This window comes from Nocardia carnea NBRC 14403 (assembly GCF_000308515.1).
In the GTDB taxonomy this organism is placed as follows: domain Bacteria; phylum Actinomycetota; class Actinomycetes; order Mycobacteriales; family Mycobacteriaceae; genus Nocardia; species Nocardia carnea.
The window spans coordinates 62,279-74,878 of record NZ_BAFV01000015.1; the positions used below are offsets into that span (position 1 = coordinate 62,279).

At 67.3% G+C, this 12,600-nt stretch carries 12 protein-coding genes and 1 tRNA gene; 10 read left to right on the forward strand and 3 right to left on the reverse strand.

Annotated elements, in window-relative coordinates:
* Positions 1–97: 97 nt before the first annotated feature.
* The 8 genes from eno (at position 98) to ON22_RS04370 (ending at position 7,256) form a co-directional block, all read left to right on the forward strand.
* Entirely contained in the window at positions 98–1,381 is a 1,284-nt protein-coding gene (gene eno, locus ON22_RS04335; protein ID WP_033244310.1) for a phosphopyruvate hydratase, read from the forward strand.
* Between the two features lie 10 nt (positions 1,382–1,391).
* Entirely contained in the window at positions 1,392–1,985 is a 594-nt protein-coding gene (locus ON22_RS04340) for an FtsB family cell division protein (RefSeq protein WP_033244311.1), read from the forward strand.
* On the forward strand, positions 1,982–2,503 hold the full coding sequence (locus tag ON22_RS04345) for a DUF501 domain-containing protein (protein ID WP_033244312.1): 522 nt from the start codon (positions 1,982–1,984) through the stop codon (positions 2,501–2,503). Before ON22_RS04340 ends, ON22_RS04345 begins: the two co-directional genes overlap by 4 nt.
* Positions 2,504–2,555: 52 nt before the next feature.
* Positions 2,556–3,503: a Ppx/GppA phosphatase family protein gene (locus tag ON22_RS04350; RefSeq protein WP_033244313.1), complete on the forward strand. Its 948-nt coding sequence runs from the start codon at positions 2,556–2,558 to the stop codon at positions 3,501–3,503.
* Positions 3,504–3,585: 82 nt separating this feature from the next.
* Positions 3,586–5,046 (forward strand): peptide MFS transporter, encoded by a 1,461-nt coding sequence (locus ON22_RS04355; RefSeq protein ID WP_033244314.1) that lies wholly within the window; start codon positions 3,586–3,588, stop codon positions 5,044–5,046.
* Between the two features lie 39 nt (positions 5,047–5,085).
* Positions 5,086–6,564 (forward strand): amino acid permease, encoded by a 1,479-nt coding sequence (locus tag ON22_RS04360; RefSeq protein WP_033244315.1) that lies wholly within the window; start codon positions 5,086–5,088, stop codon positions 6,562–6,564.
* 5 nt (positions 6,565–6,569) lie between these two features.
* Positions 6,570–7,124: a hypothetical protein gene (locus ON22_RS04365; protein WP_156052302.1), complete on the forward strand. Its 555-nt coding sequence runs from the start codon at positions 6,570–6,572 to the stop codon at positions 7,122–7,124.
* A 58-nt stretch (positions 7,125–7,182) separates the two neighbouring features.
* Positions 7,183–7,256: transfer RNA gene (locus tag ON22_RS04370), tRNA-Leu, on the forward strand.
* A 22-nt stretch (positions 7,257–7,278) separates the two neighbouring features.
* Here ON22_RS04370 and ON22_RS04375 read toward each other — a convergent pair.
* Positions 7,279–8,235: an SDR family NAD(P)-dependent oxidoreductase gene (locus ON22_RS04375; RefSeq protein WP_306306581.1), complete on the reverse strand. Its 957-nt coding sequence runs from the start codon at positions 8,233–8,235 to the stop codon at positions 7,279–7,281.
* 9 nt (positions 8,236–8,244) lie between these two features.
* Between ON22_RS04375 and ON22_RS04380 the strand changes: the two genes are divergently transcribed.
* Both ON22_RS04380 and ON22_RS04385 read left to right on the forward strand, forming a co-directional pair.
* Entirely contained in the window at positions 8,245–9,171 is a 927-nt protein-coding gene (locus tag ON22_RS04380; RefSeq protein ID WP_033244642.1) for a D-isomer specific 2-hydroxyacid dehydrogenase family protein, read from the forward strand.
* 155 nt (positions 9,172–9,326) lie between these two features.
* On the forward strand, positions 9,327–9,875 hold the full coding sequence (locus ON22_RS04385; RefSeq protein WP_033244317.1) for a DUF6069 family protein: 549 nt from the start codon (positions 9,327–9,329) through the stop codon (positions 9,873–9,875).
* A gap of 7 nt (positions 9,876–9,882) precedes the next feature.
* Here the strand turns inward: ON22_RS04385 and ON22_RS37370 are convergent, their stop codons facing one another.
* Together ON22_RS37370 and ON22_RS04390 are read right to left on the reverse strand one after the other, a co-directional pair.
* Complete coding sequence (locus tag ON22_RS37370; protein ID WP_174375550.1) at positions 9,883–10,032, reverse strand: hypothetical protein; 150 nt, start codon at positions 10,030–10,032, stop codon at positions 9,883–9,885.
* Positions 10,033–10,252: 220 nt separating this feature from the next.
* Entirely contained in the window at positions 10,253–12,514 is a 2,262-nt protein-coding gene (locus tag ON22_RS04390; protein WP_156052303.1) for a hypothetical protein, read from the reverse strand.
* Positions 12,515–12,600: the final 86 nt, after the last annotated feature.

Below are 12,600 nucleotides of genomic sequence, written 5' to 3' on the forward strand. Positions count from 1 at the left end.
CGGCGGATGGACTGAGTGCGAGCGGGCCCATTAGGCTCGCGACTGCACGGCTCTTTCCTGATCACACCGTGCCGACAGCCGAAGGAGTGTTGTTTTCGTGGCCATCATCGAACAGGTCGGAGCTCGCGAGATCCTGGATTCGCGCGGTAACCCCACCGTCGAAGTCGAGATCGCCCTCGACGACGGCACCCTGACCCGGGCCGCGGTGCCGTCGGGTGCGTCCACCGGTGAGCACGAGGCCGTGGAACTGCGGGACGGCGGAGAGCGCTACCTCGGTAAGGGGGTGCAGAAGGCGGTCGAGGGTGTTCTGGACGAGATCGCGCCGGCGGTGATCGGGCTGGACGCTGTCGAGCAGCGGACCGTCGATCAGGCGCTGCTGGATCTGGACGGCACCCCGGACAAGTCCCGGCTGGGTGCGAACGCACTGCTGGGTGTGTCGCTGGCGGTGGCGCGGGCGGCGGCGGAGTCGTCGGGGCTGGAGCTGTTCCGCTATCTCGGCGGGCCGAACGCGCATGTGCTGCCGGTGCCGATGATGAACATCCTCAACGGTGGCGCGCACGCGGACACCGGCGTGGATGTGCAGGAGTTCATGGTCGCACCGATCGGGGCGCCGACGTTCAAGGAATCGCTGCGCTGGGGCGCGGAGGTGTACCACGCGCTGAAAGCGGTGCTGAAGGAGAAGGGGCTTGCCACCGGGCTGGGCGACGAGGGTGGGTTCGCCCCGGACGTCGCCGGCACCCGGGAAGCACTGGACCTGATCAGTGTCGCGGTCGGTAAGACCGGGCTGAAACTGGGCCGGGATGTGGCGCTGGCGCTGGATGTCGCGGCGACCGAGTTCTACAAAAACGGTGCCTACCAGTTCGAGGGTTCCGCGCGCAGTGCCGCCGAGATGGCCAAGTTCTATACCGAGCTGCGCGCCGCGTACCCGCTGGTGTCCATCGAGGATCCGCTGTCGGAGGACGACTGGGACGGCTGGGTCGCGCTCACCGACGAGATCGGCGACAAGGTGCAGCTGGTCGGCGACGACCTGTTCGTCACCAACCCGGAACGGCTCGAGGACGGTATCGCCAAGGGCGCCGCGAACGCGCTGCTGGTGAAGGTGAACCAGATCGGCACGCTCACCGAGACCCTGGACGCCGTCGATCTCGCGCACCGCAACGGGTACAAGACGATGATGTCGCACCGGTCGGGTGAAACCGAGGACACCACCATCGCGGATCTGGCCGTCGCCGTCGGCAGCGGGCAGATCAAGACGGGCGCGCCGGCGCGCAGCGAGCGGGTGGCGAAGTACAACCAGCTGCTGCGGATCGAGGACGCGCTCGGCGATTCGGCCCGTTACGCCGGCGATGTCGCCTTCCCGCGGTTCACGTTCGAGGACTGAGCAAAAGAAGATGGCGGAGCGGCGTGCGCGCGGGACCAGCCCGGCCGGGCGGGGTAACCGGCGCACGTCGCGTGCGCCGTCCCGGCGGCCTGCCGCCGAAGTGCACGGCGGTGCCGAACGGGTGCGGCGCACCACCCGCCGGTCCCGTAGCCGCGCCGCGGGGGCCCGGGACTGGTCGGAACGGACCATCCTCGGGCTTTCCGCCGGTAAGGCGATCATTCTGGCAATGGTGGTGTGTGCGCTGGCCATGACGCTGGCGGTGCCCATGCGTACCTATTTCACGCAGCGGTCGGAAGCCGCCCAGCTGGCGGCCGAACGCCGGATGCTCGAGGCCGATATCGCCGTCCTGAAGGACCGCCGGGCGCAGCAGGAGGATCCGGCCTATATCCGGTCCGAGGCGCGGGACCGGTTGCGGCTGGTGATGCCGGGGGAGACGCCTTATATCGTGCAGGTCCCGGGTATCGAGGTGCCCGCCATTCCCGATCCGCAGGCGCCGCGCGATGTTCCCGACCCGTGGTACACCGACCTGTGGCGCAGTATTTCCGAACAACCGCCCGTCGACGAATCGGCCCCACCCGCGCCGCAGCCGGAAGGAAACAGGTGAGCACACCCGACGACCGAGATCTGCAGATCGTCGCCGAACAATTGGGCCGCGCCCCGCGCGGGGTGCTCGCCATCGCCTATCGGACTCCCGACGGTTTGCCCGCGGTGGTGAAGACCGCGCCGAAACTGCCCGACGGTACGCCCTTCCCGACGCTGTACTACCTGACCGATCCGCGGCTCACCGCCGAAGCCAGCCGGTTGGAATCCGCGGGCGTGATGAAGGGGATGACCGAACGTTTGGCGCGGGACCCGGAATTGGCCGCCGGCTACCGGGCCGCGCACGAAAGTTATCTGGCCGAGCGCGACGAAATCGAGCCGCTGGGCACCGATTTCAGTGGTGGAGGTATGCCGGACCGGGTGAAATGCCTGCACGTGCTGATCGCGCACGCGCTGGCGAAGGGCCCCGGGGTGAATCCGCTCGGTGACGAAGCGGTGGCGCTGGCCGCCGAGAACGGTTTGCGCGGGACCGCTGTCCCGGCGGACTGGCCGCAGTACGTGCCGCCCGAAGACGAATCATGATCCGACACCCCGACCGCCGCGGACCGTATGTACCAGCTTCGAAGGAGTCGCTGTGACCGACAGGGTGGCCGCCGTGGATTGCGGCACCAATTCGATCCGCCTGCTGATCGCCGATATCGGCGCCGACGGCACACTGACCGATGTGCATCGCGAGATGCGGATCGTGCGGCTCGGCAAGGGCGTGGACGCGACCGGCCGGCTCGACCCGGCGGCGATCGAACGCACCCGGGTGGCGCTCGCCGACTATGCGACGCTGATGGCCGAGCACGAGGTGCGGCGGGTGCGGATGGTCGCCACCTCCGCGACCCGCGATGCGGCGAACCGGGACGATTTCTTCGCGATGACCCGTGCGGAACTGGGTCGCGTGGTGCCGGGCGCCGAGGCCGAGGTGATCACCGGCGACGAGGAGGCACGGCTGTCGTTCGCGGGTGCGGTGGGCGAGTTGCGACCGGATGACGGGCCTTTTGTGGTGGTCGATCTGGGTGGCGGTTCCACCGAGCTGGTGGTGGGGGACAGTACCGGTGTGCGGGCGGCGTTCTCGGCCGATATCGGCTGTGTGCGGGTCACCGAACGGTGCCTGCACGGAAATCCGCCGACGGCCGACCAGGTGGCCGCGGCCCGCGAATTCGCGACCGAGCGGCTCACCGAGGCCTTCACGCATGTGCCGGTGGACGGCACACACACCTGGGTCGGGGTGGCCGGCACCATGACCACACTTGCCGCGGTCGCGCTGGACCTGCCCGAATACGATTCCGCGAAAACGCATCTCGCGCGGATCGAACTGCCGGAACTGAACACGGTCTGCGATCGGCTGATCGGGATGGATCACGACCAGCGGGCCGCGCTCGGTCCCATGCATCCGGGGCGGGTGGATGTTATCGGCGGCGGTGCCGTGATCACCGAGGTGCTGGCGGCCGAACTGGCCGAGCGGGCCGGTATCCGGGCACTGGTCGTCAGCGAACACGACATTCTGGACGGTATCGCGCAGTCGATCGCCTGAGCCCGGGCGCACGCGTCAAAGTGCGATATCGGTTCGGTGCGGTATGCCGCGCGGCTGGTGTGGTTCGTGGCACAGTCGGAGAATGTCGGAAGCACCCTCCACGGCGGTCCCCGCCCGGACTTTCTTCGGGCACCCGATCGGCCTGGTCAATCTGTTCGGTGTGGAGCTGTGGGAGCGGTTCTCCTTCTACGGCATGCTCACGATCCTGGGCTATTACCTGTACTACGAGACCACCGACGGCGGGCTCGGGCTCGACCAGGATGCCGCGGTCGGGCTGGTCGGTGCCTACGGCGGTCTCGTCTATCTGTGTACGGTGCTCGGCGGATGGGTGTCCGACCGGCTGATCGGGATGGAACGCACCGTCTTCTACGGCGGGGTCGTGGTGATGGCCGGGCATATCGCCCTGGCGTTGATCCCCGGATTGGCCGGGGTCGGCATCGGCCTGGTGCTCGTCGCCCTGGGTAGTGGAGCGCTGAAATCGAACGCGTCAGCGCTGCTGGGCACCCTGTACCCGAAAGGGGACGCGCGGGTCGACGGTGGATTCACGCTGTTCTATCTGGGAATCAATCTGGGCGCCTTCGTCGGGCCGTTGCTCACCGGACTCCTGCAGGAGGAGTGGGGGTTCCATGCCGGCTTCGGGGCGGCCGCGGTCGGGATGGCGCTCGGGCTGATCCAGTACGTGGTGTTCCGGCGCAATCTCGGCACCGCCGGCCGTGACGTACCGGATCCGCTGCCGCGCCGTGCGCTCGGCCCGCTGGCGGGGGTGTTGCTCGTCGCGATCCTTGTGATCGTGGGAGTGCTGGTGACCGGCCTGGTCACCATCGACAACCTGCCGGATGTCACCACGGCGCTCATCGTGGTGGCCGCCCTGGTCTACTTCGCCGTACTGCTCACCCACCGCCGGGTCACCGCGGTCGAGCGGAGCCGGGTGTGGGCGTTCGTGCCACTGTTCCTGGCCAATGTCGTGTTCTGGGCGCTGTTCCAGCAGATCTTCACCGTGCTCGCGGTGTACTCCGACGAACGGATGAACTGGAATATCTTCGGCTGGACAGCGCCGTCGAACTGGATCGGTTCGGTGGAACCGGTGTGGATCATCGCGCTGTCGCCGCTGTTCGCGCTGTTGTGGACGAAACTGGGGGACCGGGCACCGACTACGCCGCGCAAATTCGCTTTCGGTGTGATGAGGATGGGGGCGGCGTTCCTGCTTTTCGTACCGATGGCGGGAACCACCGGTAAGTCGGTGCCGGCGCTGGCGGTGCTGTTCATCATGGCGGTGTTCGCGGTTTCGGAGCTGCTGATCTCGCCGATCGGCCTGGCGGTCACCACGCAGCTGGCGCCCGAACATTTCCGCGCCCAGATGATGGCGCTCTACTTTCTGTCGGTGGCGCTGGGCACCACGCTTTCGGGCGTGCTGGCCCGGTTCTACTCCGCAGATGCCGAATTCGCCTACTTCGGGATCACCGGGCTGGTGGCCATCGCGGCCGGTGTCGTGATTGCGGCGTTGTCGTCGTGGATAACCCGATACATGTCGGGAGTGCACTAGCGTTCCCGATACTCGCGCCAGTAAGACGAGGAGGCCGCCGTGACGACCCCGAAAAGCCGCAGTTCGCTGTTCCGCACCAAATCGGTGGAACAGTCGATCCGCGACACCGACGAACCGGGCGCGAAACTCCGCAAGGAACTCAGCGCATGGGACCTTGCGATCTTCGGTGTCGCCGTCGTCATCGGCGCCGGAATCTTCACCCTCACCGCCCGTACCGCGGGCAATGTCGCCGGGCCGTCGGTATCGCTGGCGTTCGTTTTCGCCGCCATCGCCTGTGGGCTCACGGCGCTGTGTTACGCCGAGTTCGCCTCCACCGTGCCGGTGGCCGGTAGCGCGTACACGTTCTCCTACGCGACCTTCGGCGAACTCGCCGCCTGGATCATCGGCTGGGATCTGCTGCTGGAGTTCGCGCTCGCCGCCGCCGTGGTTTCCAAGGGGTGGTCGCAGTATCTCGGTCAGGTATTCGATCAGGGCGCCGCGGTCGTCGATATCGGCGGGGTGACCTTCGACTGGGGCGCGGTTCTGCTGATCGCGGTCTTGACCACGCTGCTCGCGATCGGCACCAAACTGTCCTCGCGCGTTTCGGCGGTGGCCGTGGCCATCAAGATCGGGGTCATCCTGCTGGTGATCATCGTCGGCCTGACCTTCTTCGACTCCGCCAACCTGACGCCTTTCATCCCGGAATCGGTGCCCGCCGAGGAAGCCTCCGGGCTGACCCAGTCGCTGTTCTCCTGGGTGACCGGCGGCGGGAACAGCAGCTTCGGCTGGTACGGCCTGCTTGCCGCGGCGAGCCTCGTATTCTTCGCGTTCATCGGTTTCGACGTGGTCGCGACCGCCGCCGAGGAGACGAAGAACCCGCAGCGCGACCTGCCGCGCGGGATCATCGGGTCGCTGATCATCGTGACCATCCTGTACGTGGCCGTGACGGTGGTGCTGACCGGGATGGTGCCCTACACCGAGCTGTCCGGCGACAATGCCACCCTGGCCACTGCCTTCGAAGTGCACGGAGTCACCTGGGCGCACCGGATCATCGCTATCGGCGCGCTGGCCGGTCTGACGACTGTCGTCATGGTGTTGCTGCTCGGCCAGACCCGGGTGCTGTTCGCCATGTCCCGGGACGGGCTCACCCCGCGCTGGTTCGCCAAAACCGGTTCACGCGGTACTCCGGTGCGGATCACGGTGACCGTCGGCATCGTCTGCGCGATCCTGGCCGGTTTCGTGGACTTCGGCACGCTCGAGGAAATGGTCAATATCGGCACCCTCTTCGCGTTCCTGTTGGTCGCCATCGGCGTGGTGGTCCTGCGCCGCACCCGTCCCGACCTGCCGCGCGGTTTCCGGGTTCCGTTCGTGCCATGGGTGCCGATACTGGCGGTGCTGGCCTGCCTGTGGCTGATGGTGAATCTTTCCGTGGAAACCTGGCTGCGTTTCATAGCCTGGATGCTGCTCGGTTTGGTGATGTACTTCGCATACGGCCGGCGGCATTCGCTGCTCGGCAAGTCCGCTTCCGAACAGGGGTGATCGCGATGCATCTACCGTGGCGGTGGTTCCGGCGCCGGGACGAACCGAATGTCTACGAGCCACAGCGAACCGATGCCTCGGGTACCGAGCTGGTGGTGGAGTGGATCGATGCGGTCACCACCGGCCTGGCCACGGCCCCGCCCGGACCGCCGGAAGCGGCTCCGGCCCGGGTCTGTGACGGTATGTTCACGGCCGCCACGATCGTCGCGGTACTCATCGACAAGATCGCCGACCGCACCGAGTACCGGGTGGCGAACAACCGCTGTATGGCCTCGGCGGTCGATTTCATGAAGGTGCTCGGCGAGGACACGCTGCGCCGCTACCGTATCGACGGGGTACAGCCGGTGGGCTGGGAGCACCTGGGTCCGGAGATGGACGAGGCGCTGATCGCCCGCCGGCTGGGCCGGCTGGGTGAGGCGCTGCAACTGGCCTTACTAGCGGTGACAACAGATTACGATCTGTCCGACGAGGTTCGCGAGGCAGCGGAGGAGTCGGGGTTGCTGGCGGCGGACGTATTGGTCGAGGCCTGTCAAGCGATTCAGACAGATCCCACCATGTGACTCACTTGCGCCGGGTATTCCGGTACGGGTGTACGAGTCGGTAGTGTGTGGTCCGCACGCCCCCATAGCCCAATTGGCAGAGGCAGCGGACTTAAAATCCGCACAGTGTGGGTTCGAGTCCCACTGGGGGCACCGCTACGCCGCAGGTGGGGCGTCATGCCCTGGAGCGCCCGCGGTGCCCAGGCGGTGGTGACTGGGACTGCGGGGTGGACTCGGGCCGCTTCTTGTACACCCCGCGGCCCACCTGCAAGTAGGAGAGGCGGTCGGCCGCGCGGGTGCTGAACCGCCGGACGATATCGAAGACGTGCGCGTCCTTGCCGATGACGACCCGGCCCTTCCCCTTCATCGTCGCATCGACCATCCGGCGCGCGACTTTCTCGGGCTTCGCCGCGAACCCCTCGGCCAGCTTCTCCGGCGCACCCATCTGCTGGGAGACTTGACGTACGAGATCGGTCCACACCGTCCCGGGCAGCACCGTGGTCACGGTGACCTTCGAACTGCCGCGCAGATCCTGCGCCATCCCGTAGCTGAACAGCGCGAGTGCGGCCTTCGAGGCGCCGTACACCGCGGACCCCGGGAACGGCGCGATCGCCGACAGGCTCGAGGTGTTCATGATGACGCCCGCCGGACGTGCCTCGAGATGCGGGAGGAAGGCGCGCGACATCCAGACCGCACCGAAGAAGTTCACCCGCATCAACGTTTCGATCCGGTCGTCGCTGATATCGGCGAGGGTCTGCAAGTTCTGCGGGATACCCGCGATATTGAACAGGCCGTCCACTTGTCCGTGTGCCGCGATCACGGTTTCCGGGAACGCGGCCACGGCATCGCGGTCGGCGATATCGAGGCGATAGGCGGTGAAGCGGCCGGGGTCGGAGGCCAGTGCTGCGGTGCGGGCCAGGGCTTGCTCGTCGAGGTCCGCGCCGGCCACGGTCGCGCCGCGGCCGATCAACTCCAGTGCGACGCATCGCCCGATACCGTTTCCGGCTCCGGTGACTACGAAGACGTTTCCCGCGACCTGCATGCTCGATCTCCCGTTATGTTCGCTGGACAGCTGTCCGAACGTATCAGGCGAATCGTGCGCGGCATCGTCGTCATCCTGTGTATCGGGCATAGTCGAGATGTGCCGAACATCAGAGCGCCCCGAATACATCTGGGTCCCGATCACGAGAACACCCTGACCGACGGGATCGAGCGCGGCGGCGGTGTCCTGGTCCCGCTCGCGGACGCGGACGCGGTGGTCTGGGCGCAGGGCCCGGATATGTTTCCCGCCGAGCTCCCGGATTCGGTCCGCTGGGTGCAACTGCCCTCTGCCGGCGTCGAATCGTGGCTGGCGGCCGGACTCGTCGACCACCGGCGGATCTGGACCTCCGCGGCCGGCGCTTACGCAGGCAGTGTCGCCGAGCATGCGACCCTGCTGTTGCTCGCCGGCGTGCGCGGGCTCGCCGAACAGGCGCGGGCGGCATCCTGGCGCAAGGCGGAGTTCGATGCCCGGGTCGGCACCCTGCGCGGCGCGACGGTGGCGATCGTCGGCTGTGGCGGTATCGGCCGCGCGATGATCCCGTTGCTCACCGCGTTCGGCGCGCAGGTCCTGGCGGTGACCCGGTCCGGTCTTCCGGTGCCCGGTGCGGCGGAAACCGTGGACGCGACCCGCACAGCCGAAATATGGTCACGTGCCGACCATTTCGTGATCGCCGCCCCCGCGACCGCGGATACCGCACACCTCGTGGATGCGGACACGCTGGCCCGGATGAAGCCGACGTCGTGGATAGTGAACGTGGCCCGTGGTGCCCTGATCGATACCGAGGCGCTGGTGCGCGCATTGGGCGACAATACGATCGGCGGTGCCGCGCTCGATGTCACCGACCCCGAACCGCTACCCGCCGGCCACCCGCTGTGGACGCTGCCCAACGCGCTGATCACACCACATATCGCCAATCCCGCGACCGGGCTCACCGGGGCACTGGCGGAGCATGTGCGGGCCAATGTCGAACGCTTCGCGGCCGGGGAGGAGTTGCTTGCGGTGATCGACACCGAGCGCGGCTACTGAGATCTTCTTGCGCGGAGGTCGTGGATCGCACCCGCTTCGTCAACGGTGGTGGCGGACGGATCGGTGACGGTGCACGATCGCACCGCCGTGATTTCCGGCGACATGCCTGCCCGATTCGGGTGGGAGCGCGGGCCCGGGCGGGGTAGTTTCTGCCTATGACGGATCCGTCGTACAACTATGGACGGCAGGACCCTTACCGACAGGGTCACCAACAACAGCCGGGCTACCCGCAGCAGCCGGGGTACTCCGAGCCGCCGGGTTATGCGGAGCCGGCGGAGCCGAAAATCAATCTGGGCCGGTTGTGGGCGGGCGGGCTCGGTACCGCCGTGGTGGTGGCACTGGTCATCGTGGTCGCCATCATGCTGGTACGCGGCATCCTGAATATCGCGGTGCTGGCCCCGGAGGGGGCGGGTGCCTACGGTACGGTCTCCACCACCTCGTACGCGATAGCCGGCGCGGCTGCCGCGATCGCGGCCACGGGCCTGCTGAACCTGCTGCTGGCGCTGATGCCGAATCCGCTGCAGTTCTTCTACTGGATCACCGGCCTGGTCACGGCACTGGCTGTCCTGTTGCCGTTCACCCTGGTGGCCGGGCTCGACGCGAAGATCGCCACCGCCGTGATCAACCTGATCGCCGGCCTGTGCATCATCACGCTGCTGGGGTCGATCGGGGCGGGCGCGATCGACCGGCGCCAACAGTACTGAACCGGAGCTACTCCGCCGTATCGGGCAGCGGCAGGCTACCCGCCGGCGGCGCCCTGTTTGCGCCGCCTTCGGCGCCCTGGGCGACGACGAGAACATCTACTCCGGTGTCGGCGGCCCGGCAGGCCCGTTCCGCGTCGTAGACCTGGGTCACCGCCACGACACCGTGCCGGCCGTACCCGGACCGGGGTTCGCTCTGTCGAGCAGCTGTTGCAGCTCGGTATGCGCCTACCCTGCCCGGTCTCCGACGAGGTCTCCGGCCCGGCCCAGGTTGCCGGTAAAACCCTGGCCGGGCCGGTGCTGTCCGCAACCCCGACCCGGGGCCGGTGCCGCCCGTAACCGAGTCGCAGAACTCGGTGGGGAGCCGGCTCCGGATCGTTTCACACGCGGGCGAATGATTCCGTCTGTTCCGCCGGTTCCGGAGCGAGCGGTCCGGGTTCCGGAGGCGAGTTCTCGGTTCGGGACCGTGACCGGTGGCGAATGTAGAGCAGGTGCAGCGCACCGATACCGATGAGACCGAGTACGAAGCCGGCAATTCCCAGCTGCATACCCGGCGGCCGCCACGTGATCTCGAGTTCGGCGTTTTCGGTGCCCGCCGGTATCTCCACCGTGACGAATATGTCGTCGAGGGCAACGTAGTCGTGCTCGCGACCGTCGAGCGTGGCCCGGTAGCCCGGCCAGTCCAGGCGCGCGAAGGTGATCCGCCCGCCCTGTTCCGACGAGACCCGCACGGTACTGGTGTTGTCGGTTTCCGAGACCGAGACCGCGTCGACACCCTCGGTGTGCGCGATTCGGCCGTCCACCGTGGAGACCGGGCCGGTATCGCGTTCCAGGACCCAGATCCATTTATCGTTCGGCGGGTAGTTCACCCAGTGCCAGCCGGGCGGGGGCGGGTTGTCGCGGGCGTCCGGATAGACCAGTCGCATCAGCGTGATCCGGTCGACCTTCATCAGGTCGACCAGTGGTTCCCCGGTCACCGGTTCCGGGGCGAAGATCTTGTCGAAGGCCGCCGGGCAGGTGCTGCCCTCCCAGCGCATACAGGTGCGTTCCGAGAACGCGCGGTGCCCGATCGGGGTGTAGCCGTTGACGTAGTCGAGTCCGAGATCCGCGGCATAGAGGCCGACGACCAGCGAACTGTAGACGCCGGTGAGATCTTTGGCGTCGCCCGGGAAGATCGAACTGTTGCCGAGTTGCAGGGTTGTGCCGTCGAAGTCCGGGAACAGCGCCTGCGCCGCGGAGCGGCTTCCGGGCAGGTTCCACGCCATCGGGTGCGGATACGTGCTGTCCACCTGGTAGTACGCGATCGGGGCGATGGTGACCAGCAGCGCTGTGCACGCCGCGGCCCGGCCCCATTTCGTGAACACCAGTACGACCGCGATACCCAGCAGCACCACGACCGCGGCTGCCCCGATATGCGTCCAGATGCGGTCACTCGGCGCCGACGACACCGACCGCACCAGCAGCATCAGCACCAGCACCCCGGCCACCCCGAACCGCGTGCGCCAATTCGTGAGGGTGCCGTGGCGGCTCAGCAGGACACAGCACAGCACCAGCAGCGCCAGCGCGAGCATCGGTAGTACCCGCGCCGGCCACCGCAGTGGACCGAAGGCGGCCGGGCCCGCGGTCCACATCAATGCGATACCGGCGAAGATCACCGCCCCGGCGGACTGCCGCAACGTTTGCGCGGCCGTCTTCCAATCGATGAAGGCCAGCGCCGGAATCAGGAACCAGGCGATATAGACGATCGGAAGCGGTTGGATCAGGCCGAACCACGAGTTGAACGACGGTAATGTGCTGGGCAGGCTCGCATTCAGCGATTCCGACCACGGCACGGTCATGAAACCGTCGTTGTTGATCATGTCGTCGGCGGTCCGCCAGGTCACTTCGGCCGAAAGTATTGCGGGCAGGTAGGTCATGAGACCTGCTGCGCCGGCGCATCCCGCCGCCATCAGCAGCCGTACCGACGGCCACGGCGTGCGCTGATACACCCACTCCCCGGCAGCGACGGCGACGATCACGAGCGCGGATTCGACACCGGGCCAGACATATCCGAGGGTGATCGCGAAGAACAGGAATACGAACACCGGAATCGGGCCGCTGCGGCCGCGTGCGTAGCGCACGCCGGAGGCCCACGCATGCGTCAGCCATGCCGTACCGGCGAGACCGAGCACCCAGCTCGCCTGGTCCAGGAACAGCAGCCATCCGGAAAAGCAGAACGCGACACCCGCAACCGCCGCCCAGGCGGGATACGCCCGGTACGCCAGGCACACCCGGAATACACCGAGTGCGAGAACGATCGAATACGCGAGCTTGACCAGGGTGGCCAGCACGACGAGGTTGTCGAACGACGGCGCCAGCACCGCGACCAGCAGCTGCGGTGGGTTGAACACACTGGCCTGGCCCTCGATGAGGAAGTTCCCGGACATCCACTGCTCCGGTGCGATACCCGGGAATTCGCCCGCACGCAGGCGCCGCCCGACGTCCAGCCAGAGGGGAACGTACTGGGCCTCGGTGTCGTCGGTATAGAAGTGCCGGGAGTTGGCGAGCAGTACCGCGGCATACCCGGCGAGCACCCCGAGAACGGTCGCGGCGGCCCAGCACAACGTCGTCTTTCGTTCAGCACGTACACCGAAGTCAGGCACGGTTCAGTGACATTACAGTCCGCGCACCCAACGACTGTGGTGTGGGTCTCAAATGCCGGCGGATGGCTATCGAAGTGCCGGAGCGC